The 26,213-nt window shown below is 67.6% G+C and carries 23 protein-coding genes and 3 pseudogenes; 19 read left to right on the plus strand and 7 right to left on the minus strand.

The window, feature by feature from the left end; translation table 11 throughout:
- The first annotated feature begins 1,841 nt into the window (after positions 1-1,841).
- The 5 genes from ACQPWZ_RS00005 to ACQPWZ_RS00025 all read left to right on the plus strand — a co-directional run bounded on the left by ACQPWZ_RS00005 (position 1,842) and on the right by ACQPWZ_RS00025 (position 7,683).
- Positions 1,842-2,126 carry a hypothetical protein gene (locus tag ACQPWZ_RS00005; protein WP_433570155.1) on the plus strand — a complete coding sequence of 95 codons (285 nt, stop codon included), beginning with the start codon at positions 1,842-1,844 and terminating at the stop codon, positions 2,124-2,126.
- A 378-nt stretch (positions 2,127-2,504) separates the two neighbouring features.
- Positions 2,505-2,591 carry a M1 family aminopeptidase gene (locus tag ACQPWZ_RS00010; protein WP_433573742.1) on the plus strand — a complete coding sequence of 29 codons (87 nt, stop codon included), beginning with the start codon at positions 2,505-2,507 and terminating at the stop codon, positions 2,589-2,591.
- A 1,072-nt stretch (positions 2,592-3,663) separates the two neighbouring features.
- Positions 3,664-4,635 carry an ROK family protein gene (locus tag ACQPWZ_RS00015; RefSeq protein WP_433573743.1) on the plus strand — a complete coding sequence of 324 codons (972 nt, stop codon included), beginning with the start codon at positions 3,664-3,666 and terminating at the stop codon, positions 4,633-4,635.
- Positions 4,636-5,223: 588 nt separating this feature from the next.
- Complete coding sequence (locus ACQPWZ_RS00020) at positions 5,224-5,970, plus strand: helicase associated domain-containing protein (protein ID WP_433570156.1); 747 nt, start codon at positions 5,224-5,226, stop codon at positions 5,968-5,970.
- A 1,380-nt stretch (positions 5,971-7,350) separates the two neighbouring features.
- Complete coding sequence (locus ACQPWZ_RS00025) at positions 7,351-7,683, plus strand: STAS domain-containing protein (protein ID WP_433570157.1); 333 nt, start codon at positions 7,351-7,353, stop codon at positions 7,681-7,683.
- 117 nt (positions 7,684-7,800) lie between these two features.
- Here the strand turns inward: ACQPWZ_RS00025 and ACQPWZ_RS00030 are convergent, their stop codons facing one another.
- The 3 genes from ACQPWZ_RS00030 to ACQPWZ_RS00040 form a co-directional block, all read right to left on the minus strand.
- Positions 7,801-8,682, minus strand: coding sequence for a helix-turn-helix domain-containing protein (locus ACQPWZ_RS00030; protein WP_433570158.1), 882 nt, complete (start codon positions 8,680-8,682; stop codon positions 7,801-7,803).
- Positions 8,683-9,443: 761 nt separating this feature from the next.
- Positions 9,444-9,854 carry a pyridoxamine 5'-phosphate oxidase family protein gene (locus ACQPWZ_RS00035; protein WP_433570159.1) on the minus strand — a complete coding sequence of 137 codons (411 nt, stop codon included), beginning with the start codon at positions 9,852-9,854 and terminating at the stop codon, positions 9,444-9,446.
- Positions 9,855-9,894: 40 nt separating this feature from the next.
- Positions 9,895-10,233: a MerR family transcriptional regulator gene (locus tag ACQPWZ_RS00040; RefSeq protein WP_433570160.1), complete on the minus strand. Its 339-nt coding sequence runs from the start codon at positions 10,231-10,233 to the stop codon at positions 9,895-9,897.
- 1,414 nt (positions 10,234-11,647) lie between these two features.
- Here ACQPWZ_RS00040 and ACQPWZ_RS00045 point away from each other — a divergent pair.
- The 3 genes from ACQPWZ_RS00045 to ACQPWZ_RS00055 all read left to right on the plus strand — a co-directional run bounded on the left by ACQPWZ_RS00045 (position 11,648) and on the right by ACQPWZ_RS00055 (position 13,667).
- The gene (locus ACQPWZ_RS00045) at positions 11,648-12,139 is read left to right on the plus strand and encodes a MarR family winged helix-turn-helix transcriptional regulator (protein WP_433570161.1); all 492 of its coding nucleotides are present in this window, start codon (positions 11,648-11,650) and stop codon (positions 12,137-12,139) included.
- A gap of 291 nt (positions 12,140-12,430) precedes the next feature.
- Positions 12,431-12,571 carry a hypothetical protein gene (locus ACQPWZ_RS00050; RefSeq protein WP_433570162.1) on the plus strand — a complete coding sequence of 47 codons (141 nt, stop codon included), beginning with the start codon at positions 12,431-12,433 and terminating at the stop codon, positions 12,569-12,571.
- A gap of 205 nt (positions 12,572-12,776) precedes the next feature.
- Positions 12,777-13,667, plus strand: a complete 891-nt coding sequence (locus ACQPWZ_RS00055) for an RNA polymerase sigma factor SigF (protein ID WP_433570163.1) — start codon at positions 12,777-12,779, stop codon at positions 13,665-13,667.
- A gap of 179 nt (positions 13,668-13,846) precedes the next feature.
- Here ACQPWZ_RS00055 and ACQPWZ_RS00060 read toward each other — a convergent pair whose 3' ends face one another.
- The 4 genes and pseudogenes from ACQPWZ_RS00060 to ACQPWZ_RS00075 form a co-directional block, all read right to left on the minus strand.
- Complete coding sequence (locus ACQPWZ_RS00060) at positions 13,847-14,203, minus strand: FhaA domain-containing protein (protein ID WP_433573744.1); 357 nt, start codon at positions 14,201-14,203, stop codon at positions 13,847-13,849.
- A 206-nt stretch (positions 14,204-14,409) separates the two neighbouring features.
- A pseudogene (locus ACQPWZ_RS00065) lies at positions 14,410-14,781 on the minus strand (transposase); the annotation flags it as partial.
- A 36-nt stretch (positions 14,782-14,817) separates the two neighbouring features.
- On the minus strand, positions 14,818-14,973 hold the full coding sequence (locus ACQPWZ_RS00070) for a hypothetical protein (protein WP_433570164.1): 156 nt from the start codon (positions 14,971-14,973) through the stop codon (positions 14,818-14,820).
- Positions 14,974-15,116: 143 nt separating this feature from the next.
- Positions 15,117-15,500 carry a hypothetical protein gene (locus tag ACQPWZ_RS00075; protein ID WP_433570165.1) on the minus strand — a complete coding sequence of 128 codons (384 nt, stop codon included), beginning with the start codon at positions 15,498-15,500 and terminating at the stop codon, positions 15,117-15,119.
- Positions 15,501-15,661: 161 nt separating this feature from the next.
- Between ACQPWZ_RS00075 and ACQPWZ_RS00080 the strand changes: the two are divergent.
- The 11 genes and pseudogenes from ACQPWZ_RS00080 to ACQPWZ_RS00130 form a co-directional block, all read left to right on the plus strand.
- Positions 15,662-16,012: pseudogene (locus ACQPWZ_RS00080) on the plus strand (PHP domain-containing protein); the annotation flags it as partial.
- Positions 16,013-16,218: 206 nt separating this feature from the next.
- Positions 16,219-16,571 (plus strand): annotated as a pseudogene (locus ACQPWZ_RS00085) (glycosyltransferase family 2 protein); the annotation flags it as partial.
- Between the two features lie 134 nt (positions 16,572-16,705).
- Positions 16,706-17,098, plus strand: a complete 393-nt coding sequence (locus ACQPWZ_RS00090) for a hypothetical protein (RefSeq protein WP_433570166.1) — start codon at positions 16,706-16,708, stop codon at positions 17,096-17,098.
- Between the two features lie 234 nt (positions 17,099-17,332).
- Positions 17,333-17,884: a hypothetical protein gene (locus ACQPWZ_RS00095; RefSeq protein WP_433570167.1), complete on the plus strand. Its 552-nt coding sequence runs from the start codon at positions 17,333-17,335 to the stop codon at positions 17,882-17,884.
- Positions 17,877-19,082 (plus strand): hydroxymethylcytosylglucuronate/cytosylglucuronate synthase, encoded by a 1,206-nt coding sequence (locus tag ACQPWZ_RS00100; protein WP_433570168.1) that lies wholly within the window; start codon positions 17,877-17,879, stop codon positions 19,080-19,082. The genes ACQPWZ_RS00095 and ACQPWZ_RS00100 overlap by 8 nt, the downstream gene beginning before the upstream one ends.
- Positions 19,083-19,093: 11 nt before the next feature.
- Positions 19,094-20,089, plus strand: a complete 996-nt coding sequence (blsE, locus tag ACQPWZ_RS00105; RefSeq protein ID WP_405566619.1) for a cytosylglucuronate decarboxylase — start codon at positions 19,094-19,096, stop codon at positions 20,087-20,089.
- Between the two features lie 3 nt (positions 20,090-20,092).
- Entirely contained in the window at positions 20,093-21,046 is a 954-nt protein-coding gene (gene blsF, locus ACQPWZ_RS00110) for a CGA synthase-related protein (RefSeq protein ID WP_433570169.1), read from the plus strand.
- A 106-nt stretch (positions 21,047-21,152) separates the two neighbouring features.
- Complete coding sequence (locus tag ACQPWZ_RS00115; RefSeq protein WP_433570170.1) at positions 21,153-22,268, plus strand: DegT/DnrJ/EryC1/StrS family aminotransferase; 1,116 nt, start codon at positions 21,153-21,155, stop codon at positions 22,266-22,268.
- Between the two features lie 140 nt (positions 22,269-22,408).
- The gene (locus ACQPWZ_RS00120; protein WP_433570171.1) at positions 22,409-23,680 is read left to right on the plus strand and encodes an MFS transporter; all 1,272 of its coding nucleotides are present in this window, start codon (positions 22,409-22,411) and stop codon (positions 23,678-23,680) included.
- 327 nt (positions 23,681-24,007) lie between these two features.
- Positions 24,008-25,183, plus strand: a complete 1,176-nt coding sequence (locus ACQPWZ_RS00125) for an ATP-grasp domain-containing protein (protein ID WP_433570172.1) — start codon at positions 24,008-24,010, stop codon at positions 25,181-25,183.
- Positions 25,180-26,130, plus strand: a complete 951-nt coding sequence (locus tag ACQPWZ_RS00130; RefSeq protein ID WP_405566630.1) for an AMP-binding protein — start codon at positions 25,180-25,182, stop codon at positions 26,128-26,130. The genes ACQPWZ_RS00125 and ACQPWZ_RS00130 overlap by 4 nt, the downstream gene beginning before the upstream one ends.
- Positions 26,131-26,213 lie beyond the last annotated feature (83 nt).

The following is a 26,213-nucleotide window of genomic DNA, read 5'->3' on the forward strand; positions in this document are numbered from 1 at the left end:
GACGGTCCTTGTCGGTGCAGTCCAGTGGTCCGCTGCAGCACGTTGGGGTACCCGATGAAGACGGACGGGCTTCGTTGTTCATAGCCGGCGTTGATGCTGGAGTTCTGCGGCGCGCCGGACGACGTCCTGGATGTTCTTGGCCGCCGCGGGGTTCCCAGCTGCAGGAAAGTTGAAGTCGAGGTCGGCCGCGGCATCAGGGCCCTGTGCCAGCATAGCGCTGTCGACGTAAGATCCGCGCCCGCTTGGACGGGTGAAGATGCCCCCGAAGGGCTTTCTTTCCATTGTCGTAGCTGCGGAAGCGCAACGTCAGATTCTTGCGTGCGTCCTGGGTCGTTCGGAAGCAGTGCCCGGCGCCTCATGAACGAGATTCTTGCCTGGGCTGCTGACAGACCGGTTCCTCCGCAGAATCGCTTGCCCCGTGGTCGGTGCCGTCGCTGGAAGAAGAACGGTCCCGACAATCGGGAATGCCTTCGAACTGCTTGCTGGGTTGATGCCGCTAATCCGCGTGGGGGTGTACAGGACCAGCCTGTTGCTTTTTCCGCCTCACCGGCTGCGCCGCGCGCATCCTCTCGGGCGTCCATAGGCGTCCGCGTCAGCAGGGGTGAATCCGCGGGCATCGTTGTCTCCCGCGGCCGGGACGGGTGTGGGCGGTGGTGGCGGGTTCCGCATGGGCTTGCGGTAGCGGCAGTACCGCCAAGCGCCAAGTCCGCTCACCAGGACCGCGAGCGTTTTTCGTATGTGCACGTTGCTTCTCCGTGGTCCAAAGAGAGGCAGATCACTCTGCGTGGCGTGATCCCCCTTGAATGCGCCATGGATCGTAAGATCATGCGCTACGTAAAGGGGGAAGCATGTGAAGCAGGTGGCGTGTGCAGCCATGGTTCTGGCTTTAGCTGGCCTCATTCTTGATCGTCGCTTCAGGGGCAGGGTGGGCGGGCCCAAGTGCCCTTTCCCCGACACAGTGGGGACGCCACGTTCGCCCGCTCGGTCCAGCCCCGGCGGGTACGTCAGCGTCCAGCGTGAAGGAACGGCCGGGGAACCCGCACCCGTCCGGCGTGACGGTGTCCAGCCCAGCGCTCGCGGAAGGACAGCGTCCTCGAGACACCGGTCCGCGCCTGGGTCGGAGCAGCGCACGCTGTCGCCAAGGTCAAAACCACGGCACGTATACAAGGCCAAGTTCACCTTGACCCTAGCTCGCGCGATGTCCCATGCTGGATACGAAAGAAGACAGGGACAGCGTCTGCGACTGACGACTCCAGCCGTTGTGTGGAGCGAGCTCCGCGTAGTGGCTCTCCCATGAGAGCAAAAGCCAGCGGATGGGGATTCGGCCCAGGCGTCGCACAATGGGCGCCGGAGCTGCCGCGATGGCCGCGCATCTGTGGTGGCTGTTCGACCGGCGTGCCGCAAAAGCTGCTCGCCGCTCGTATCCGCCTCGCCGCGAGGCCATGACAACCCTGCAGCTTTGCTGGCTTCACCTGAACTCCGCCCGGAGCGTCTTGAGACCCGATTACCACCTCCTGCGTTCAAGGAGTTCGCGTGCCCCGTGCCCTACGGCAGCTGCTCTGCGCTTGGCCACCGTAGTGGTCTGTACGGCCTGCACCTCACCACCCCAAGGCCGACCGCCCCACGACCCAGGCTGGTCCAGGAGCGCCAGGCGTCGGTGACAGGCTCTTCCCCCAGCTGGGCAACGGCGGCTACGACGTCGTCCACTACGGCCTCACACTCTCCTACCGGCCCGACGACAATGAGCTCACGGCCACTGCAGTGATCCACTGCGCGTGCCACCCAGACGCTTTAGCTCCTTCAATCTCGACCTGCACGGCTGACCCGTGCAGTCGGCAACCGTGAACAAGAACGCGGCACACACGAGACGTCGCGGAGACGAAACTGACCGTCAGCGCCCCACCGAGCCCGTGCAGCGGGACCAGACCTTTACCGCCATCGTCGCCTACCACGGCGAACCGGAGACAATCGAGGACGACGCTGGTGCGACGGAAGGCTGGCTGGAGACCGACGACGGCGCCGTGAGCCTGGGCGAACCCACGGGATCCATGGCGTGGTTCCCCGGCAACCACCAGCCCTCGGACAAGGCCGCCTACGACATCACCACACGGTCCCGCACGGCCTGAAGGCCGTCTCCAACGGCACGCTGAAGCGCCATTCCCGTAAAAGGTGACCTGGATACGTTCGCCTGGAGCAGCCCTGACCCTCATGCCCAGCTACGCCGCCCACTGTCGCAGTCGGCGACTTCGAGATCACCGAAAAAGACAAGCGGCGCTCTCCCTGTCTACGTCGCCGTCGATCCCGACCAAGCGGACGCGGCAACAGCACTTGCCGGCTCTCATGGAAGGAGGTGACCACCTGGGCCGCAACCCGCTTCGGCCGCTATCCGTTCACGCACCACCGGCGCCATTGTCGACCACCACCCCGGCCTGGGGTACGCGCTCGAAACACAGACCAGGCCCTACTTCGAGAAGGCCCCGGCAACCAAGCTGGTCGTCCACGAAATCGCCCACCAATGGTTCGGCAACTCCGTGACCCCTCGGTCCTGGCAGGACATGTGGCTCAACGAAGGCTTTCGCAACCTACGCTGAATGGCTCTGGGACGAGGAACACGACGGCCCCACAGTCCAAGCAACCTTCGACGCCTTCTACAACGGCACCCACCCCGAGAGCGAAGGCATCTGGGACTTCCCCCCAGCAGCCCCGCCGACACCGGCCAAGGTCTCCGACGCGCCCGTCTACGGCCGAGGAGCCATGACCCTGCATCAGGTCCCGCAAAACTGTGGGCGACCAGGCCTTCTTCACCATCCTGGCATACCTGGAGCGAGCAGCACAGACAGGGCAATGTGCAGACATCGGACTTCGTGAAGTTGTGCCAGGCCAAGTCAGGAAAAGACCTGACCAGCCTCTTCAACACGTGGCTACACGCCCAGAGCAAGCCGCCCCAGCCATGAAACCCACCCACTACACAGCACGCGCGGGTCTGTTGAGAATCTGTACCATCGCGCCGCTATCGGCTTAACTGCCCGCTGGCGGCGGTGTAGCGGGTGGGGCCTTGATGCCGAGGCCGAACAGCTCGCAGATCAGCAGGGCGTCGCCGTCGGCGGCCTGTACCTCGTCGACGATGCGGTCGCTGCGCAAGACGTGGCGGAGTCCGGGTACTGCCGGTACAGCCAGTCACGGGACACGGGTGTGGTGGACGGTGCAGTGCACTGGGTGATGAAGAGAGGTGGGGTTGGCGGTGGTGGGCCAGCGGTGGCTGCGATGGGCGAGGTAGGCGGCCAGGCGTACGCGGACCGGTTCAGCGAGCAGGACGGTCCGTCCGGGCATCACGCAGAGGCCCTGTCTGCGCCCCGAGGGCCTGGCGAGGGTCAGGCGGCGGACCACGCCGGCACGCAGGGCGTGGAAGACGAGCAGGGCGGTGACGGCAGCCCGGGCCGGGTCAGGGGAGACGAAGGGCCTGACGGATCGGAGCGAGATCGGCCCGCCGGCAGAGGGACGGTGACCGCAGGCGAGCCGACGGCCAGGTCATGGCGGCCTCGGTGAGCCGGTAGCTGACATCCTGGGTGGCGGCAGTGTGGGCTGGCGCATCAACATAGGGCGGAGGGCGGGACATTGCGGCGGGCAGCGGTGGGTGTCGATGTCGGCGGGACGAAGGCGTTGATGCTTGCCGACGGGCTGGAGCTGGGTGGTGGTGTGATCACCCACCGGGTGGAGACCGGGCCCGAGGCCACCCCCAGCGACCTGGAGAAGGCTGTCGAGGAGTTTCTTGCGTTCCACCGGCTGGAGCCGACGGTGCTGGGCATCGCGGTTCCCGGGTTGGTCGAGCACGGCCGGGTCAAGGTCTCCGACGTTCTGCCGCAGCTCGCTGGGTGGGCCGGCTTCGGCGATCGCGGCGTTCCCGCGGTCCTGGTCAACGACATCAGGGGTGCGCTAGCGCAGGAGACCGCCACGCTCTCCAAGTCCACGACCGCCGCGGTGGTCATGTGCGGGACTGCCGTCGGTTCGGCGTACCTGTCCGAGGGACGGGTCATCCGTGGGGCCCGCGGCTGGGCCGGCGAGATCGGTAGTCTGCCCATGACCACACCGCAGGGCGTACGCCGCCTTGACGACCTGGCCGGCGGTGGTGCCCTTGTGCGGGCTGCGGGAATGCCACCGCCCTTAATCCGTGCCGCGCTCGCCGACGAAGACCATCGTGTGCAGGACCTGGTGCGCGCTGCGGGCGAGGCGTTCGGGCTGGCGCTCGCCTCGCTGGTCAATCTCCTGAACCCGGACGTGGTTCGCGTCGCAGGCGGCACCCTCGGCTACCAGGGCTACTGGGACGCCGCGTTGAAAAACCGCCGAAGACCACACACTCAACGAGTTGTGGCAGGCCTGCACAATCACCCGGATCGAGAACCCGGAAACACGTTGTCGCCCGCGGCGCCATCCGACTGGCAACAGCGATGGCCGAAGGCCAAGCCTGGGTGCGACAGTACTCATAGGAGGGTGCTTTGTCCCACGGCCGCTCATCCAGGCGGTCCAGTGATGCACGCACGAGGACCGGTGTGCTCAGCGGCCGGCACCAGTCGTAGGGCTCCTCCATCAGCATCTCTGCCGGGGTGCGCAGGTGGTGCCGGGCGAACTTGTCCTTGAGGATCGGGTGTTCGTCGGGGACCTCGCACTCCACCACGGGATACAGAGCGGTGAGCGCGTCGTCGTTGAAGGCCCGCTTGAACTCGCCGGTGGCCTCGTCCTTCTCCGCGCGGGTCGGCGGGCGCAGCGCGACCATCAGCTCGAGGCCGGTCGTCGCGGTGGTGCCGCGTGGCGTCATCACCCGCGCCGCATACAAGCCGAGGTAGCGGGCGAGGTCGGCCAGGTGCATCGTCGGCAGCTGCGGGTCGTCCTTCTTGTCCCACTCCCGGGCGTCCAGCGCGTTCCACGGCAGGATGCACAGCTGGACGCAGTGCCACTTGGATCCCTCGGGCTCGCGGTAGACGCGCGCCCACGGCCCGAATCCGCGCTGGGTGAGCTGGAGGCCGGCCCGCTTGATCTGCTTGACCACCTTGTGGCTGTCCGCGATCCGTCCGTGGCGGCGCTCCTCCTCCGACAGGGCGGCGGGCAGGCCATAGCGCTCCAGCGCGGCTGCGGTGAGGACGAGGATCGGGTCGGCGTCGCGGCCGTTGCGGTGCAGCCGGGCCTGACCGAGCCGGGCTTCGGTCAGCGTCCAGTCAGCGCAGAGCCATGCGCGCCGGAACCATGCCCTCGGAGCGGGCCGACGACCTGGAAGCGCTGGGCATCGTGTGGGACCCCGCCGACGAAGCCTGGGAAGAGAACCTCGGCGCGGCCCGCGCCTGGTTCGACACGTACGGGACGCTCGCCGCGCCCGTCACCGCAGCCATCCTCGACAAGCCGGTGGGCCAGTGGCTCGCCAACGCGCGCAAGACGAACGGACTGGGCAAGGATCCCGTGCGGGCGGCGCGGCGCACGGAGCTGCTCGCCGCGATCGATCCCGACTGGCGCCCGGCATGGTCCGTCGACTGGCAACGCCACTACGCCGCCCTGAGCCGCCTCCTGACGTCCGGGAGCGGCCCCGGGGACGTCCGGGACGTGGAGCCCGGGGCGATGGTCCACGGCATGGATGTCGGACGCTGGCTCCAAGCCCAACGCCAGGACTGGGCACGGCTGAGCGAGGGACAGCGCGAACGGCTCGGCGTACAGCCCGCCGAACCGTCCCCGGCACCCGAGACACAGCCGCGTCGAGCCAAGCCCTCACAGAGACGAACAGCGGCCTTCGAACGAGGCGTAGCAGCCCTGGCGCAGTACACAGCCCGCACCGGCACCAGGAACCACATCGAACAGCTCGACGACGGCACCGAGATCAAGCCCGGAGTCTTCCTCTCCAACACCAAAACCCGCCGCGCGAAGCTCACCACCGACCAACTCCAGCAACTCGCCGACCACGGACTCGACTGGGCAGCCAACGGGTGACCGGTGACAACAGCGAGTACGCGCGGCACTGCCGGCAGATGGGGCTCATTCTGGGCGGGGAAGGCCATAGCTCCTTTTGGCTTGCCCAACGGGGCTTTGGGCTTGCCCGTCGGGTGTGGGCCAGCTCCCGGATTCCGTCGGCGTTGGGTCCTGCCCGGGCTGTACATAGCTGTGGCAGATGACAAGGTAACGTCCCCGTCGAGCTCCTGACTCCGAGGCTGCTCCGGCAGTCGCTGACCTGCGTGGTCAATGTCTATTCATCGGAGGGCCTGGATGATCGCTGCTGCCAAGCTGGCAAGGGCGGCTGCGATGGCTCCGGCAAGCAGCCACCGAATCGATTGGGCATGAAAACGGGTGGCGCGCTCAGCCCTTGCGCGTTCGGTCACGTAGTCGAGGAGCGCGCGGAGCGTTTCAGCATCCAATTCCTCTCCCGCCCCATCCTGAGTGGGCTCGGGGTCGCTGAGGGATGCCGCGTTGTGTGCACCGGCTGGTTGGTTCAAGGCGGAATCTTCCCCCGAGGTCGACGCCGTGCATAGCGCGCATGCAGGGTGAAGGAGTGTTGGAGTCCAGCGTCAGTCGGATAGAAGTCGGCACTCTTGCGGAACAAGCCAGGAAACCCGTGCAACGCGCGGGTAACAACATCCTCAGCTAAACCAAGATCCTTTGAGAGACCGTTGGGAGAGCGGCTCCGCCATCTTGTGAGAGCCATGTAGGTGATGAGCGCAATCAGCGTGTCAAGTTGCGCCTCATAGCGTGCCCTGTCATCCACGGAGGCAGTGTTGCACCGTGTAGCTGACCTCGGAAGGTGACCTCTGGCGGCTCCAGGATCCACCCCTGCCGGTACGGCCACCCAGAACCCCCAGTGCAATTTACCCGCACGACTAGGTTCACTGAGACGGAAGGCCGAACGACTGGGTTCGCTGAGTAAACGCCTCGATTGGATGAGAGCGGTCACCCGTCCTGGCTTCGTGCATCTCCAGGAACAGCAGATGTGGACGGGTTTGGGAGGCGGTTGGTGATCCCCCGGCGCCTCGATAAGGACCTCGCCAGGCCGTAACCCGGGTCAACCAGGAACGTCCTCATAGAGGCGCTGAGGGTCTCGTGCTGTCATCCGCTGTCCGGCTCGTGAACCGAGCCGTCTGCATCCGCGGCGTGCCCGGGCGGGGAAGTGCAATCACAGCACAGGGGCATGCTGGAGAGCAGGGCTTGCCCGGGCCATTGGGCAAGCCCGTCAGGTGTGGGCCAGGTGTGAGCGGTGCTGGCCCACACCGCAGTCCAAGCCGTCCCGTGACGTAGCTGGTCGCCCGTCTAGCCCGGGCCTGCCGGGCGGGGCGACCATAGGGAGCAGCGGAGCGCCGTGGGCGCGCGAGGGAGGGCACCGTGACAGCCGAACATCCCGTTGCCCCGCAGGCCGCACCGGGCATCACGGTCTATGCGGCCGACCATCAGCGGGCGGAGCTGGTGCTGGCCGGGGAGATCAGCATCGAAGCCCTGCCAGAGCTGGAGACAATCCTCGACGCCCCGCCGCTGAGTGAAGCCAGCGCTTGGCTCGTCGACATGCACGCCGTCACGCGCTTCGACCTCGCCAGCGCCTACGCGCTGATACGGGCCATCACCTCCCGGCGCGAACCCCGGCAGTCACCATCCACGGCACGCCGCGGATGGTTCAGCGGGCCTTTCGGCACACCGGCCTCGACGAGATCGCCACCATGAAGTAGCCACGACGGCCGGGCGCGGCAGCGCCGGCCCCCGACCGAGCAGTGCGCACGCTGGAGAGGGCACGAGACGCCGTCACCGGGAAGGCCCCGTTGGCTGGAGGCCTTGCGCCTTCTAACCATGACCGCCTACATCGGGGTCGCCGCTGGTGTACGTCTTGATGGCGTCGGTGATGAAGTCGCAGCTGCCGGCGGGGTCGAGAGCCTGGGCCTGGAGGTGGTCGTACCTCAGGCTGTAGTGCTGCACGTCGGAGGGTTTCTCCAGGTAGAGGTCGCTGGTGAACCGCTCCAGGTACACCACGGCGTCGGGGCTGTCGGCGAACTGCAGGATGGAGAACTGTCCTGACAGGCCCGGATGGGCACCGACCGTGTAGGGGAGGACTTGCACGGTGATGTGCGGCTCGCCACCGAGTGCGTGCAGGTGCTCCAGTTGTTCGCGCATGATGTCGGGACTGCCGACGACGCGGCGCAGTGCCGATTCGTCCACGACGACCCACAGACGCAGCGGGCAGGTCGGGTCGTAGATCCGGTGCTGACGGCGCAGCCGCACCTTGAGGCGCATGGCGGCCTGTTCGACCGTGAGCAGAGGGATCGTTTCCCCCATGACGGCCTCGGCATAGGCGGGGGTCTGCAGCAGGCTGGGGATCACCATGGGTTCGTAGGCATGGAGGGACACGGCGTCCGTCTCCAGGCCGATATAGACGCTGTTGGAGAGGTCGCCATAGGGGTGCCACCAGCCCTGCTGGCCGGATTCCCTGGCCATCTGCATCAGGGAGTCGATGACCTGCTGGTCCGTCACTCCGTAGATCGCGCACAGGTCGCGCACGTCGCGGGGGCTGGTGGCACGGTTGCCCTTCTCCAGATGGCAGATCTTGGGCTGCGAGACCAAGAGCCGCGCGGCCGCTTCGGTGCTCGTCAGCCCGCTGGCCATGCGGAGCCGTCGAAGCTCGGCCCCAAGACGGCGTCTCCTGACAGTGGGATTGGTTGTCGCCGCCACGTGCGGGTGTACCTCCGGTTCCAAGTCGCTGTGCAGGACCGAAGATTGCCACGGGACAACAGTTGCCGAGCAACTGCCGTGCCGTCGGAATCACAGGCAGCAGAAACAGATTCTTACGTTGGCAATTGCCCAAGTTGAAGCGGCACGAGAGCCTTCGTTGAAAGGAGAAACAGACCCGAGCCAGAGACCACGCAATCCACAGGATTTGCCTGCCCACCGAACGGTGAGACGCGAGCAGCTGCAGGAGCCCGGTACAGCACGCCGTCGTGCCTCACTCGACAACCCACACGCCCCGCCACACGCCTCCGCCGCGCCCCTGGCGTGCGCGCAGGCGGAAAGGATTCAGGCCTCGCGCTCCGCGAGGATCCGGTCAGCGGCATAGGTCCGCGCGATGCCACGTCACCGACACCTGCTCTCTTATCACCCACAACGTTCGACCCGCCCCGTCCCCAGACGTGGCCCCACAAAACGAGCACAGGACAGTCAACGGACGCAGCGGATCCGGCACAGCCATGTCCCCTCGTAGGCAGACCTTTCACAGGACAACTGTCCAGCACCAGCAGCGTCGATGCCGCCTCACACCCGACACCCGCCATGAGGCCGCCCGAAAACCGACGCCGACATGGATACCGAAGCCGCCGGCCCGGGCGCAGCTGCTCAACGGTCAGACGCTGGTGTACCGAATCGTTCGCGGGTGGCCTGCCGGGAGATACCGAGAGCAGCTCCGATCCGGGACCAGGTATCACCCGCGCTGCGGGAGGCTACGACTGGCCGGGCGGCACGGCGACGATGCGGCGGCCAGTGATACGCCGGGGCGCGAGAGCCACCCACAAGGTCCGATCCCCGCCACCGGCCCAGGGGGCCGAGTGGGCAAGCTCGTTGAGGCGGCGCACGGCATGAGGGGCAGTGACGGCGCGGGCAGTGCCGACAGCGAGAACGCTCCAGCCTTCGCTCATCACATCGTCGATGTGATCCACCTCGAAGGGCATCGTGCCTGTCGACCGACGCTGCGACGCTGTCGGGCGCGGTCCTGAAGGCGATGTCCTCGTCGTCGACGCAGTAGTTGAGTGGAAGGATCTCCGGCCCGTCCGGCGTGCACTGGCAGGGCCGGGAGCCGGAAGCCCCGAAGTCGATGTCGCCCGGGACGCTGCAGCGTTCCGGGCAACGTGCATGAGGTCGGCGGCAGCTGACTGCTGGACAGGAACAGCGGTCTCAGGCGGCGGCTGTCGGCTTCGCCGATGCCGCGGTGCGGCGGTGTTCGGCGTTGATGCGCTGGGCCTCTTCGAGCTGGTCCTCGAGGATGATGATGCGGCAGGCGGCCTCGATGGGCGTGCCCTGGTCGACGAGTTCCCGGGCGCGGGCGGCGACGCGCAGCTGGTAGCGGGAGTAGCGGCGGTGTCCGCCCGGGGAGCGGAGCGGGGTGATGAGGCGGGCGTCGCCGATGGCGCGGAGGAAGGACTGGGTTGTGCCGATCATCTCGGCGGCCCGGCCCATGGTGTAGGCGGGGTAGTCGTCGTCATCGAGACGGCCGTACGAGTCGTCTGCTGTCATTGCACCTCTCTGTGGAACGCGTGGAGGGGCCCTGGTGCCATTGGCACCAGGGCCCCGAAGGAACTGCTACACCATCTGCCGGCCCTGGTACTGCGCCGGCCCTGTGTGTCCGCACGTCCACCCGGGAGAGGGCGGGCAATGCGGGGATCGCGGTTGCTCGACCGGAGACCACCTCACTATCGATGTCCTGCGGTACCCGGACTCAACAATCTCTGCCCGGGCGATCCTGATGGCGCCTGGCTCCTCCGTTCTTCCCTCGGTGATCACTTACCTACTACTGGTACTGCGTACTGCTCTGTACTGCTGGTGATGCGAACTACCGGTGGCCTGCGATAGCGCCACTCTTCGGCAGCCAGCCCCGTTGCCCGTCCTGCATCCGCTCTGGCTTAGAACCCCACTGCCGAACCTCCCGGTGCGCGCGCCCGCAGCCGACGCCTTCACCGAGGTGCTGCTCACTGACTTCACTGCTGGGTACTGCGAACTGCACCTACAGGTACTGCCACTGCGCTACTGCTGACGGCGGCCCCTGATCACTGCGGGCGCCACCCGGTCCGGCCGTCAGTCCCGTCGCCACCTGCAACCGCTCCGGCTTCGGAACTCCACCACCGCACCGTCCTGCAACTGCGTACCACTGCCCGGCAGTTCGTGTCTGCCAGGCCCTGCTGTCCTTCTGGCTACGACAGAAACCATAACCACACCACCACCCAATGTCTACTCCAGCCGACACAGATTTCCGAGTGTCAACCTTCGAGGTAATCCGGTATGGACGGTGCCGGAGTCCCGAGAACCGGCCCACGGGCATGCAGTCAGTCCCAGCGGCATCGACCGCCGGGGAGGTCACCCCGCGCTTAAGGCCCAGGAAAGATGATCAATGGCCGCAAGCGGCACCTCGTCCCCACCGCAGACGCCTACATGACCGTACGGCTCAAACGCCCTCGCACCAGGCCCCGCCCAAAGCACGGCGAGCCGACGGACACCTGACCCCGCGTGGGTCCCCGCGCCACGACCGGCGTCGCCGGGTTCCGGCTGTCGAGTGGGAGCCGGTGCGCCGTCTCGGTGCCGCGGGCCGCGAGTTCGTTGCTGACGGCTTGCATTCGCAGGCCCGTCCTGGGCCGGCCGCGGAGCGCTGGCACCGGCGGCGCTCCGCTCCTCCACCACCGTACGAGTGGCCATCGCCGGGGCTGTCCATCCGCGGCAGAGGTGCCTCTGCTGCTGGACGCCCCGGCCCGGATGCTGACCGGCTCCCGGACCTCACCAGTACCCTCGAATACCTCACAGCTCGCCTCCACCGGCACCGCTGAGACTGCAAAGACCAGGAGAACGTGGCAGCGGCCACCCCGCCAGCCCTGGCTGCGCCACACAACGCCATCGCCCGGCCGATCACCGGGCAGAAATTCACACCGACTGGGAAGACATGCCCGCGTCAGACGCCGCCCCCAACAGCATCTGCCACGAGGCCGCGCAGGCGGCCAGCAGCATCACCGAACTCCTCGACGTGATATGGGAACGCACCAAAGACGCCATCGCGCCCGCCTCTCCCGCGCAACTGCGCCTGATGTACGTCGTCGACCGTGATGACGGCATCCGCATGCAGGCGATGTGCAAAATCGTTGCCTCCGCGCCTCCGAACGTCAGCCGCATGTGCGACCGCCTGCAAGCCATCGGCTTCCTCGAACGCCTCCCGTGCCCCGACAACAGAAGAGAAATCACCCTGCGCCTGACCACCGCAGGCAAAAGGCACCTGCAACGCCTCCGCCAGCAGCGCGAGAACATGCTCCACCAGGCCATCAACAGCATGCCCTCCACCGAACGCCGAGCGCTGGCCAAAGGACTCGCAGGGCTTCGGACACAGCTCACCGCCGCCGGCGAGGAACCCGACAGACCCCGTGCCCACTCCGCAGCCTGAACCCCCTCCACTGACATGGTGGCTAAGGCTCTCGGCTCTCGGCTCTCGGCGGAGCAAAGGCGACGGACTGTGCTGTGCCGCAGCAACGCGCCGATCTGACTTCGGCCCCTTCCGTGGCCCGGTCGAGGAGGCAGGACCACTGTGGTGATCAGTCCGTGTCCCCCATGCTTTGCGGTCGGCGCCCTTGGTGCGGCCACTCAGGGCAGCAACGGATCCCAGGACCACGTCCGCCGTGGCGGACTCGACCCCTGGGTGGGGGCCATGGCTTCGGCTGCTTTGATGCCTTGGGCCATGGCCGCGAGTCGGGCCGCGTCGAGTGAGCGCACCCCGGCGCGGAAAGCCGCCGAGGCCTTCGCCGACCGGATGCTCTACCTCACCACCGCCAAGCGGCAGCAGCTGATCAGCTTGCATGCGGACGAGCGTCTCGCGTGAGCAAGCGACGGCGAAGCTGTCGCGCCTACCGGACCGCCGTGAGACCCGAACCGTCAATGCCGGGCGAACTGCACCGTCGAACCGCGCCGAGAGTGCAGTTCGGCACCAGCTGATCGTGGTGCAGAATTTCTCCAAGTCACGGGAATGACGGGTCCCGGTCTGGGAAAGCGGTGGATGCCACACCGCAGACAAGGAAGGAAGCGCTATGCCCAGGGTCACACACCACAGCCTGACGGAGCCGGAGCAGACAACCGCCGACGCCTCGCAGACAGTGTGCGACCTGCCGTGGGTCGAGGATGCCGGCAAGGTCGCGCCGAGGGATGCCAAGAGCCTGTCCAAGGTGTTCTTCGACCGGCTGCAGACACTCGAAGAGGGCACGCACGAATATCAATACGCTCGCAACACCCTCATCGAGATGAACCTCTCCCTCGTTCAGTTCGCCGCACGCCGGTTCCGTAACCGCGGCAACGGCGAGATGGAAGACATCATCCAGGTCGGCACCATCGGTCTCATCAAGGCCATCGACCGCTTCGAACTCAGCCGCGAGGTCGAGTTCACCACCTTCGCCGTCCCCTACATCGTCGGCGAGATCAAGCGCTTCTTCCGTGACACCAGCTGGGCGGTCCACGTCCCGCGCCGGCTCCAGGAGCTCCGCACCGAACTCGCCAAGGCCCGCGACGAACTGTCCGACGTGCTCGACCGCGACCCGACGGTGAAAGAACTCGCCGAGCTGCTCGACCTGAGCGAGGACGAGATCATCGAGGGCCTGATCGCCGCCAACGGCTACACCGCCGGCTCCCTCGACACCCCGAACATCGACAGCGACGACGCACCCACCGGCACCGGCGGCCGTGCGTACGCCGACATCCTCGGCGACATCGACCCCGCGATGGAACTGACGGAGAACCTGCACGCTCTCGCGCCGCTGCTCGGGCAGCTGGACGACCGTGAGCGCCGCATCCTGCAGATGCGCTTCGGCCAGGAGATGACGCAGGCCGACATCGGCCAGGAACTCGGGGTCTCGCAGATGCACGTCTCCCGCCTCCTCAACCGCACGCTCGGCAAGCTCCGGGCGGGCATGCTCACCGAGCACTGAGTCCGGGCCAGAGGGCAGTCGTGTTCCGCAGAGCTCCCTGCGGCGAAACGATGTCAGCACACGGGAGATGCGGTGCCGAGCGTTGCCGCTGACATTCGGCTGCCGGTCGTCGCTGATCGTCTGCTGGTCACGTCCAAGTGGCCAGCCGGGGAGCGTGGGGTTCGGCGGGCGCGATGCGGCTATGAATACGGAACCGAGGCGTCGCGCCTGCTGCAGGGCGCAGGTCTACGGCCACAGGGCCTGCGAACGTGTAGCCCTGTTCGGCGGCATGCCGGCGTACCTGGTTCACCAGATGCAGCTCGAGTGGACTTGCGCTGGCCGACCGCGAGCTGGCGGTGGATCTCGGGCAGCAGTTCGACGATGTAGGCGTTGGGCGCTAGGACGCGCTGCCGCCCAAGGATCAATGCATTGTCGTCGCACTGCCGGTGAAGTATCGCCACGACCTCCAACTGCCGTCCTCTCGGCGGAAACAGCAGCCGCCACACGTTCGTCGTCCACCGCTCCAGAGCACGTTCAGTGGTTCCGAAGAATCCCATCACCTGCAGCTGCCCCCCTCCCCACCCGGCAGGCTCACCCTTACGAGTGTCGTAGCCGCCCACCGCTGATCCGGGCACGCATGACTGACCATCAAACGAGAAGCTTCCGGCCAGTACTTGCGCAGTCGCGCGACACGCGGCCCACGGTCACCAGCCCAACAGCAGTCCGACCTCAGACTGGACCGTGTTAACTCCTACTGAGGTTCTCAGGGTGGGGTCGGTGGTGCGAGGGTCAGGCCGGTCGCGGTGAGGCAGCCGTCGATCAGGTGGGGCCGAAGCTGGATTCTGCGTAACTCGCGGCGGAGCTTGCGGTCGAGGTCGTCGGGTGTGTCGAAGGCGGTGTTGGCCATCGCTCTGCGCACGAGTGACCAGACGGCCTCGACGGGGTTCAAGTCGGGTGCATAGGGCGGGAGTCGGATGGTGGTGAGCCAGTCGTGCTCGGCCTCGTGCCGTTTCAGCCCGGCGGCCAGGTGGGTGTTGAGGTTGTCCCAGACCACCACGATCGGGCCGTCGAGCTGGATGTGTGCCCGCACCAGCAGGTCACGGTAGTCCTTCCAAGAGAAGCGCTTGCGTGCACCCCCGCACGGACCTGACCGAGCACCGACCGTTCATTCTCATTGCCCGCTGCGGAGCTTGTCGATCTGCTTCTCGAAAGCCTTCGTCTCCGCGATCAGCTGGTCGCGTGCGGTTTCCTGCATCTTGTCGCCCTGGTCCTTGAACGCCCCACGGAAATGTGGCTTGAGTCGGGTCCACCAGCCGTAATCCAGCATCGCCTACCTGCCGGGCCTGACGATGCGGCGGATCGCCGACCCGGCGAGGACGAGACGATCGCCGAGCTGGAGATTGATCACGATTCACAGTTGGCCACACCGTCGACCGATAGTTGGCCACGCCGGGTTGGCGCAGCCCTTGCCTACCAGATCCACATCCCGCCGAGGGGGGAAGTCATACCACTCGCGTCGACGCCGACCAGGTGGGCCGACTCGGGCCCCAGGCTTGATCCGTCGTCCAGCGGGATGCCGAAGCGGTGCTCCCCGAAGTGCAGAGTGAGAATCCGTCCTGGATCCTCTTCGTATGCGTCGACGGTCTTGCCGATGTAGCAGCGCATGAGGTCCAGCGACCCCGGTGCGGGGAAGTGCCACTCGCGCCCCCCGTACACGCCCAAGGGGTTACTCAAGGCCCGCAATACCGGCCCATCGAAGTGCAGCTCGACGTAGTCGCGCACGAAAGATACGGCGCTGACCTCCAAGCCCGTCAGTAGCTGGAGTCCGCCGGCCGCGTCGTTCTCGCTGTTCACAGGCCCATGCTGCCAGAGACCACCGTCCGCCCGATCATGCGTCCGGCCGACTGCCGGCCAACTGCGGACCGGAAGGGCCAGCTATCGCCCGTCGTCACATCAAGATCGAGTAGCGCGATCCACTCGTTCGAACATTGTGCGATTCGAGTGAACGTGGCTAGCTGGGGACCAGCGAAGCGGGAGGTGAGCGGCATGACGGGAGGCGCAGGAAGGGCGCCTTTACTCATCTGCACGCGGCGTCCGGCTACTCAGCCCGGTACGGCGCCTCGCACCCCGGCGCGCTCGTCGAGCGGGCCGCCCAGCGCGGGATGACGGCACTAGCGCTCACCGACCGGGACACCGTCGCCGGCGCCGTGCGCTTCGCGAACGCCTGCGCCGAGCAAGGTGTGCGGCCGATCTTCGGTGTCGATCTCGCGGTCGCTCCCGTCGCTGCCCCTCCCCCCACCGCTCGGCCCGTGCAGCGCCGGACGCCGGTGCGCGGCGGTGCGCACGTGCCCGTCGCCCGGCTGCGCAGCCTCGAAGGGTCGGCGACCTTGGCGACCATCTCCCGGGTGGTGCCGCCGCCTCCGTCGCCCCATCCGGTCGGGGCGAGCGAGTGGCGTGGAGACCGGCCTTGACGGCGGAGTAGTTGGCCTGGCCGCGATTGCCGAGCGCCGAGCTGGAGGGCCGCTGCGCATGACGCTCCTGGCGCAGGACCGTGCGGGGTGGGCGGGGCTGTGAAGGCATCGACCTCGCCTGGCGCCTGTGGGATCACGGCTACACCGGCTCTACAGCCCGGATGTCCTCGTCCAGCACCCCGCCACCGACCCCGCCCGCCACGACACGTTCTACCGCCTCAACGGCCGCAACCGCGCCTGGGTCGCCCGCCGTAACCTCCCGGTCGTCCTCATCCCGATCAACCTCGCCACCTGGACGCTCATCACCCTGTGGCGCGTACGCGCACGCCATGCCCTGCAAGTCTCCTTCGCCGGACTCGCCGAAGGCCTACGAGGCGGCCACGGAGAACGCACCCCCATGACCTGGCGCACCGTCACCCGCCTCACCCGCGCGGGCAGGCCACCCATCATGTGACGCCGGTGCCGCTCTCACTGAGGCTGTAACAGGCGACCAGGTCCGCGCGATGGCCAGTGAGATCTTTCGAGGTGACGCTGGTCCCAGCCCCGGGTGGCGGGGCGGGGCGCGACTACGCCACGATGCTGTGATGAATGACGAGTCGTTGGAAGAATGGGCGCGACGGCGCGAGGAGCGCCGAGCCCAGTCGACGGGGAAGCACCCAGCGCAAGACCGGCAAACGCAGCCGTGAGACGCTCTACGTCATCACGGACCTGAACAGCCGCGAAGCCTCCCCCGAGCGCCTCGCGAAGATCGGCCGCTCGCAGTGGACCCTCGAGAACCGGCTCCACTTCGTCCGCGACACCTCCTTCGCCGAGGATGTCTCCACGGTCCGCACCGGACACGGCCCGGACAACATGGCCACCCTCCGCAGCTTCGCGATCAACACCCTGCGAGCCGCCGGCCACGCGAACATCGCGGCCGGACTCCGCGAGATGTCCTACGACGGCTTCCGCCTACCCCTGGACCTCCTCGGCCTTGCCTGACCAGCGCACACGCAAGATCAAAAGACTTTGCAACAGCCCTGAGGCCTTCAGCCCCGTTGACAGACTTCCGTCATGTCCGCTTTGCCGGTTGCGTTATCACTTCTGCGCATGCGTCCCCGCTTCATGTTGTGCCCTGCAGAGTCATGCTCACATTCCCCTCTTGTGCCCGACATGCGTCACGGGATGTTCTGATCATCCGCAACGGCGGCAGAAAAGGACGGAGGTGTCAGGCGCATGTCGTACGTCTTTCTGGCTGCTCCTTACACGCAGTGGATGGATTGGTCTACCGGAGAAATGTATCCGGGCCGTAAGAAATACCTGCAGACGCTTCGTCAGGCATTCATTGACCGAGGACACGCGGTATTCAATGCACATCAGAATGAACAGTGGGGCAAGGCCTGGCTTGCGCCCGAGGTATGCACTCCCGCGGACTACCTCGCCTTGACGAACGCGGATGTTCTGTGCGTCATCGTCGGGGACCCGCCTTCTCCCGGCGTGATGGTCGAGCTCGGCTGGGCGTCCGCACAAGGAGTTCCGGTCGTTCTGCTCCAGGAAGGCGATTCCGCGCCGGCTCTGGTGGCCGGGATCGGCGAGGTCACCAGCACCACGCGGTGCCGCCTCCCGGAGGAGCTCACCGAGGAGAACCTGGCCGACATCATGACCACCGTGGAGAAGGCGGCTTCCTCCCCGAGGGCGCTGCGGGTGACCGAGCCGGTCGTCGGCTATCCGAAGACATCGCTCCCGAACGGCTACGAGGCGGCCGAGCAACCCGGCAGCCATGTCTGACCACCAGGTGCGCGCAGACTCGCGTCCCCTGCGGATCCTGGCTTCCGGAGTGAACTTCGGGTGGGGTAGCGCAGGCAAACTCTCCAGTGTGCTGCGGGCCCTCGGCTCTCGGGCGGAGCTGGAGGTCACCGCAGTCGGCACCGAACTGGGGCGACCGGTCCTCGCCGGCCTCGGCATCACCCGATGGCGGACCGTCGATGCATCGGACACCGCCCAGGTGGACGCGCTCGTCGCCGAACTGGCGCCGGATCTGGCGCTGGTGGTCCTGGACCCGGAGCTGGCCACGGCTCTGCAGAACACCGGCTGCCCCGTGATCTACGTCGACAGCCTGCCGTTCCTGTGGACCGAGCACGACCCCTTGCCCGTCGACGTCGAGCTCTACTGTGCCCAGCGCACTCTGCCCCTGCCGCCCGCCGCCGAAGCGGCCATGGGCCGGGTGAAGAACCTGAAGTGGGTCCCGCCCATCGTGCCCGACTCCGCCGGTCTGTCCCGGGCGGCCTTACGGGCGGAGACCACCGCAGTCGGCCGGGATGCCGGTCTCGCGGTCCTGAACCTCGGCGGACTGCACTCCCCGTTCACCGGCAGCGCCGACGACTCGTATCAGCGCCTGGTGCTGGAGCCCGCGCTCGACGCGCTGTCGAGAGCGGGAGTCGAGCGGGTGGTGATCACCGGGAATCTGGCGCCGGACGCCGTGGTGCCCTCGCCCGGCTCGATGACCGTGGAAATCCGGAGGTGTGCCCACGACGAATTCCTCGATCTCCTGCTCAGGGCCGGATGGATCATGACGTCACCGGGGCTGACCACCCTGCTGGAGCTCGCGGCGGTCGGCAGGAGCGCGGTGCTGCTGCCGCCCCAGAACCTCAGCCAGGTACTCAACGGAGATCTGGTCGAGCACGCCTGCTCACCGCAGCTCCGCACCTCCTGGCCGACCCAGGTGCTCACCCGCGCGAGCATCGACACATGGCACCGCGAGGGCGAGGAGTACGCCGTCGAGCGCATCCGTTGGCGCATTGCTGCGGCCTGCTCGAAACGTCTTCGCGACGTCGTGATCCGCGAGGTCACCACCGACCTCGAAAAGGGCCTCGATCTGCTCGCGAACGGCGCCCCGTCCTTCGCTCGAATCGCTCAGGACTTCGGCGGGGCCGAGCGGGTTGCGGCAGAAATCCTGTCCCGCTGGTCCGCGGCAGCTGTTGTTTGAAAGTGGGAAGTATGCAGAACCCTCGGAACAAATATCTGTTCATTCGCATCCTTGAAGCGTGCAATGCCGACTGCTTTATGTGTGAGTACGCGCTGTCCCGTGACACCTATCGGTTTACGCCCGAGGATTTCACCGAGTTGCTCCCGGAGGCTCTCGCGGCCGGAGTGGGGTACGTGCGGTTCACCGGCGGCGAGCCGCTGATGCACCGCGAGGTCCTCGAACTCGTGCGCGTGGGTACCGAGCACGGGATGAGGATGTCCCTCATCACCAACGGCATGTTCCTTCCGCGCTTCGTGGACCGGCTCGCAGAGGCCGGCCTCGCCCAGGTGATCGTGAGCCTCGACGGCTCCTCGGGGGAAACCCACGATGTGTACCGCCGCTCCCCCGGAATGTTCGACGCGGGCCTCGAGGGCCTGCGGCGGGCCAGGGACTTGGGAATCATCCCCCGGGTCAACACCGTTGTCGGCCCGCACAACTACGCGCAGATGCCCGACCTCCAACGAGTGCTCACCGAGGCAGGCGTCGAGCAGTGGGAGCTGTCGGCCATCAAGCTCGGCCGGGAGATCCGGTACCCGGACCCTGCCGACGTCCTGACGGCGTGCGATCCCATCTACGAGGCCGACCCCCGGAAGGTGCTCGTCCCGCTGGGCAAGCGGTTCTACGGTGAAAACCCCGAGGAACAGAAGGCCTATTTCGACGAGTCGATCACGCCCCGGCCCTCCGGCCCGCTGTGCCTGGTGACCGACGACGTCATCTACCTCGACGGCAAGAACGGTCGCGCCTTCTCCTGCAGTTGTCTTCCGCACACGGAGGACGACGCCGGCCCCGGTGGCGCCCCGCTGCGCAACACCTCCGGGAAGGTGGAGCTGAACAGCCCCGTGTTTCGCGAGCACGCCGACCTGTTCAAGGCGAACGGACCCACCCTGTGCAACGGCTGCTCCGCGACTGCCGCCGGATACAGCGACGATCTCGCCCGGCTCGGCGCGGTCCCGGAATGGAGCTACTGATCCATGGGGACACCCCTCACATCCGCACGGGCCGGGCTGAAGGTCCTGGCGGCCGCCCTGCCGGGCGATCCCGAATCGCATACCGTGCTCCGCTGGACTTGCGCCCACCTGACCGAAGTCGAACTGGTGCACAACCAAGGGCCGAGTGACGGCGCCGAGTCGCCCAAGGCGCAGGCCGACGTGGCGATCATCTGCGACGACACCGACCTCGCGGAGCGCACCGAACGGGCGGGCACCCCGGTGGTTTTCGTGTCCAGTACCGGGGTGCCGCCCGCGAACGGCTGGCCCTCCGCCCGGATACGAAGCCTGCACCGGCCTGGCTGGCTTCCCGCCGTGCCGCACCGGGGCGTACACCGGGCCGGGACGGTCGCGCCGCCCCGCGCGGTCCGCGCCCGGCATGGTCGCGGAGCCTTGATCCGGCTGGCTGTGCCGGACGCCGGAGATGTCGAGGCCTGTACCCGTCTCCTGCGCACGGCACAGGCCGTGCTGACGGAAGGCGACCTCTGCCCGGTCTTCGCAGTGCACCTGTACGGCCCGGGGAGCGAGCATGTCGCCGCAGCGGTGACGACGCTGGTGCCGGATGCCGCCGTCCTCACGGCCCGGGATCCGGCGGCCGAACGGGCTCTGGCCGACGCGTCCCTGCTGGTCTCCTCGCCGGCCCTGACGGGTGTGACGCTGGCGCAGACGGCGGGGGTTCCGCTGGCCGTGCTGCCCCCGTTCGGAGCCGTCCAGCAGCAGGCCGCGGCCGTGCTCGACTCCGCGGACGCGCCCCTTGTCGTACTGAGCGACGACCGGGCACGCCGCACCTACGAGGCCGAGGCACTGCGCCGCGCCCTGGACGCTCCGGATGAACTGGCGCGTTGGGCCGACGCCGCTCAGCAGGCGGCAGGCGACGACCGGCGCGGGGGACAGCGCATTGCCCGCAGAGTCCGTCAGCTTCTGCTCGCCCCCATGTGAAGCGGGCCGAGCGACGTACCGCGCCGACGCGGCCCCCCACCCATTTCTTGGAGTCACTATGCTGCGTAAACTGCCTTATGGGGCGAATTATCTTGAGTGGGACGAGATGCCGGAGCTTCGGCATGCCATCAATGACAAGTCGCTCTTCCGGTACATCTCTTCCGGCGCCAGCGTGTCCAGCCGGCTGGAGCAACTGGTCCAGGAGCGGCTGGGCGCCGCCAGGGCACTGGCGGTGCACAACGGAACCGAGGCGCTGCGTCTTGCGCTCAAGGGCACCCGGCCCTCCGCGGGCGATCCGGTGTACATACCGGCAGTCACCTTCGTCGCCGTCGCAGGCGCCGTGCTCTCCTGCGGTCTCGTGCCGGTTCCGGTGGACGTGGACGAACGATTCGCCCTGGACGCGACGCTGCTGCCCGGGGACGCGCAGCGCGTGATCGTCGCGCATATGGAAGGCATGGTCGGGCCTCTCCCCCGGAACGTTCCCTACCTGATCGAGGACACCGCCCAGGCGATGGGCGGACGGCACGCCGACGGCCGCCACGCAGGAACGGTCGGGTACGCGGGAACCTTCAGCTTCCACCACGCAAAGGTGCTCACCTCGGGTGAGGGCGGACTCGTCGTCGTCCGGGACCCCGACGACTGGGAGCTGCTCCGCTCGTACCACGACCACGGATCCGACCGGGAGCACGGCAAGTACCCGGCCTGGCGTGAAGGCGCCTTCTACGGTGAGAACTTCTGCGCCAACGAGGCGGTGGCCGCGGTTCAGCTCCAGCAGTTCCGGCACCTCGACGGAATCCTGGCGAGCCTGGAGCGGCATCACCGGATGCTCTCCGAGGAGCTGCCCGACCGTCCGGACATCCGCCAGGTGACACGGACCGACGGGGACGTGAAGGTGAGCGTCCGTATCGAGCTCGAGTCCGACGAGCTGCGGGATCGTGCGCTGTCCGAACTCACCGACCGTGGCCTGCCGTGCTGGACACTGGACAAGTACTTCCTGCCGGAGCACCCCGTGGTGCGGGACCGCGTATCCGTGTACGCCGATGGGTTCCCGTGGAACCTCGACGACGGCTCGGAGCGCTACCGGCCCGTCAGCCGTGACGACTTCCGGACCACCCGTCAACTGCTCGGGCGCACGCTCTGCCTGCCCCTGGCCCCGGAGCTGGACGAGACCGGACAAGCCCAGACGGCCAAGGAAGTCGCAGCTACCCTGGACGCGCTGTAGCCCTCCCCCAGCGCGGACCCCGCCACTTCCCGCGATGCCCGCTGCGACAACCCTGTGCCGGCGCCGTCCGGGCACGGGAAACGGGCCGAATCCGCCGTGCGCTCCCCGACCGCATCCCCTGCCTCGTCTAAGGAATAGCTGTGTCCACTGGCGTCTCCCGGTTCACAGATCTGCTGCGCCACCGCTTGGTGCAGAAGCCCGTGCTGTGGGGTGTGATCGGCAGACTGCCGCTGTATCTCGTGAGCCTCTCGCTGACACTCCACCTTCTGGACGAAGGGCTGGGCTATGCGTCGGCCGGAATCGTGCTGGCCGCGTACACCGTGGGCACGGCCACCATCGGCCCCGTGATCGCTCGCCGTATCGACCGGCACGGCCAGCCGACGATCCTCGTCCTGACGGCGATCGTGCATCCCCTGGCACTCGTCGGATCGGTGTACGCGGTGTCCGGGCCGTGGGCCCTGGAGCTGCTGCTGACCTTCGTGGCCGGCGGTACGATCCCCCCGGTCAGCCAGGTGATCAGGGCACTGTGGAGCACTCTTCCGCTGAGCCGGGACGAACGCTCCACCGCGTACTCACTGGAGTCCATTCTCGCCGAGCTCTTCGTCATCGGGGGCCCGCTGCTGCTCAGCCTGCTGATGATGCTGGGTGATGCGGGCACCGCCACTGTGGTGGGCGGCGTGCTGGCCGGTCTCGGCGGCCTGGGGCTCGCGACCACGAAGGCCTCACGCCAGTGGAAGCCCGAGCCCGCCGCGCATCGCGATCTGCTGGGCGCTCTGCGCTCGCGGCCCCTGCTCATCCTGCTTCTTGTGATCGCCCTGTCCGCGCTGTCTCTCGGGGTTCTCAACCTGGCCCTGGCCGCCTTCACCGAACACCACGGCTCGGCGGGCGATGTGGGGTTCCTGTTCGGCGCCTCGGGCGTCGGAGGGGCGATCGGCGGGCTGTGGTTCGGCAGCCGGTCCTTCGCCGCGTCGAAGGGCCATCAGCTGCCTCTGGCCTGCGTGGCCTTCACCCTGGCCGCCGCAGCTCCCCTGCCGGCCTGGGACACCTGGTCGATGGCGGTTGCCATGGCGCTTCTGGGCTCCTCGATCGCCCCGCTGACCGCCATCCTCTACGAGCTGGTCGGCTCAGCCGCGTTGCAGGGCACCGTGTCCGAGGCCTTCACCTGGGTGCTGACCGCCACCACCGCCGGTGGAGCGGTGGGATCACAGCTGGCCGGGGTGCTGATCGGCCGCTTCGGCTGGTCCGCCGGATTCGTCCTGGCGGTGCTGAGCGGCTGCTGCGCGACGCTCCTGGCCTTCGCGGTACGCCACCGAATGGTGGCGGTGGCCGAGGCGGGCCCGTCCCGCGCCGTGGACACGGACTCGGCCTCGGCCTCGGTCTCGACCTCGACCTCGCTGGAACCGGACAAGTGAGGAGAAGCAACGGGGGTGACGACGCGTTCTCTCCTCCTCCCGCAATGCGCATCGAATTCGGTGGTCCGCTCCATCGACCACCGGTAGGTGGTGCACGGCCGTCGGCCCCTGCGCCGCCCGGCACCGGTCGACGAGTGAAGTGAGTCGACGTCACCACCTGCCTCCGGCCCACCCGCCCCGTGCGGGACCTCGGCCGGCACCCGGGTCGTCACCGAGCCGGGTACCTCAACCCGCCCATGACCACTGGAGTCCTTCATGACGACATCGGCCCCTGAGACATCCGCGCTTCCGGTAGTACTTCTGGTAGACGGTAGGCCCTCCACCTTCGTGCGCAACGTGCTGAACCAGGACGACGTGCACTTCGTTCTGCTGCGCTTCGCCTCGGCCGTCAAGGACCTCCCGCAGGAGTACCTGGACCGCACCGCGCATCTGCCCGTGTTCCTCGCCCAGGACGAGAACCTCGCCGAAGAGGCGGAGCGCTACCTGAAGTGGATCGACACGCTGGAACACGTGCCCACCTACTTCTGCAATCCGCAGGAACCGCATCAGGAAGTGGCCCAGCCGTTCGCCGAGTCGGTTGGCCTGCCGCATCTCACGAGGCAGCAGGTGACATGGGTCCGGCACAAGACGGTGATGAAGGACAGGTTCGCCGAGCTCGGGCTGCGGTGCGCCGCCTACCGTAGGGTCGAAACGCTCGCCGAAGTGGCCCTCTTCGCTGAGGAGCAGGGCTGGCCGGTCGTCGTCAAGCCCATGGACTCCTTCGCCTGCATCGGGACGTACCGGATCGACGGACCGGATGACCTCGCGGAGGTTCCGGAACTGGCCCCCGAGCGCCGGTGGATGGCGGAGGAGTACATCCGCGGCACGGAGTACCAGCTGTGTGCGCTCGTCACCGGCGGCAAGGTGGTGGACGCCTACCTGTCACTGAACCCGGTGCCGATCCTGGACGTTCTGGACGGGGCGATCAACGCCAACATCACGTTCGCTCCGGGGGAGGAACTGCCGCTGGACGTATGGTCGGTGTGCCAGGACCTGGTCGACGGATTCGGCCTGGATCACGGCTACTTCCATGCGGAGTGCTTCCTGATGGACGATGGGACGCTGTGCGTGGGCGAGGCCGCCGCACGGATCACCGGCTGCGAGGTGCTGGCGAACCACGGCCTGTCCCGCGGCTTCGACATCCACCGGGCGACTCTCGACACCTACCTCGGACGCACACCCGATCTCCGCTATTCGGAGGGCCGAGCCGTCGGCGACCTGCTGTTGCCGGTGAAGCCGGGAAGGGTCGTGAGCATCAGCACCGAGGAGGAACTGCTGCGGCTGCCAGGGGTCCTGAGCGTGCAGCTGAAGCTGGCCGTCGGGGACGTCGCCACGCCGCTGCGTGCCTCACATGCGTCGTCGGGATTCATGCACGTCGCAGGCGGCACCGCGGCAGAGGTCGAGCAGCGGATGCGGAATGTGCTGGAGCACTTCACGATCGAGACGGAGCCCGTGGAGTCATGACGACGGCTGCGGTCCCCGACGGAGTCACGACACTGCCGGGACTGTTCGCACGGACCGTGGCGGAGCACGCGGACCAGCCCGCGATCACCGATGCCGACGGGGTGCTGACCTACCGGGAACTGGACGAGCTCTCCGATGCGGTCTCCGGGCTGCTCCGGCTGCACGGTGTGTCGCCCGGTGACCGGGTCGCGCTGTGCGTGGCCCACTCGTCCGGCAGCTGGGCCGCTGTCCTGGGGATACTCAAGAGGGGGGCCGTCTATGTGACGGTGGAGACCTGTGATCCGGCCGGCCCGAGCGAACCGGTCATGCGGATGGGCGGTGCGACTCTCTGTCTGTCGGACATGCCCCGCCCGAAGGCCCACCGGTGCCCGCGCGTCCTCGTCATCCCGCTGGCGGACGCCGGCCCGCACACCGCCGTGTACCACTCGGCACCCCATCCTCGCCTCGCCACGGCAGCTTGTGTCGTCGCTCCGACGTCGGAAGCCGACGGACCCTGCCGTGCGCTGATCGTGGACCACACGTACATCGTCGCCCGTGCCGACGGGTGGGCCGGCGAAGAGAGCACGCCGGCCCTCCAGGGCGAACGGTTCGGATACTTCGGCGACGTGCCGCTGTCCGCCGTGCAGCTGTCCCTGTGGGTCGGGCTGGCCCACGGCGCGCACCTCGTGGTTCTGCCGTCACTGACGTGTCTGCTCGAACGGGGCCTGCGGGAAGAGCTGAGCCGGCGGGGCATCACCGCACTGGCCCTGCCGGTCGCGGCTCTCGATCACGGGGTACGCAAGGAGGCGGGAGGCTTCGCGGCCTTACGCGTCCTCGTCGTCGAAGGTGACGGTCTCGCGCCCGAGGTCTGTCGGATGCTCGTCGGCGCAGGCTTCGACGGCCGGCTCGTCCATGTCACCGGACCGGCCGATTCCCCCTCGTGGCGAGTCGTGAGTACCCGGGCCTGACGAAGACATGTGCGCACAAGGAATCGTCCCGGAAGCCGGTCCGGCTTCCGGGACGGCTCAGCGCGCCGATGGCCCGACGACGG

It is taken from the genome of Streptomyces sp. CA-251247 (assembly GCF_050952975.1).
Taxonomy (GTDB): Bacteria; Actinomycetota; Actinomycetes; order Streptomycetales; family Streptomycetaceae; genus Streptomyces; species Streptomyces achmelvichensis.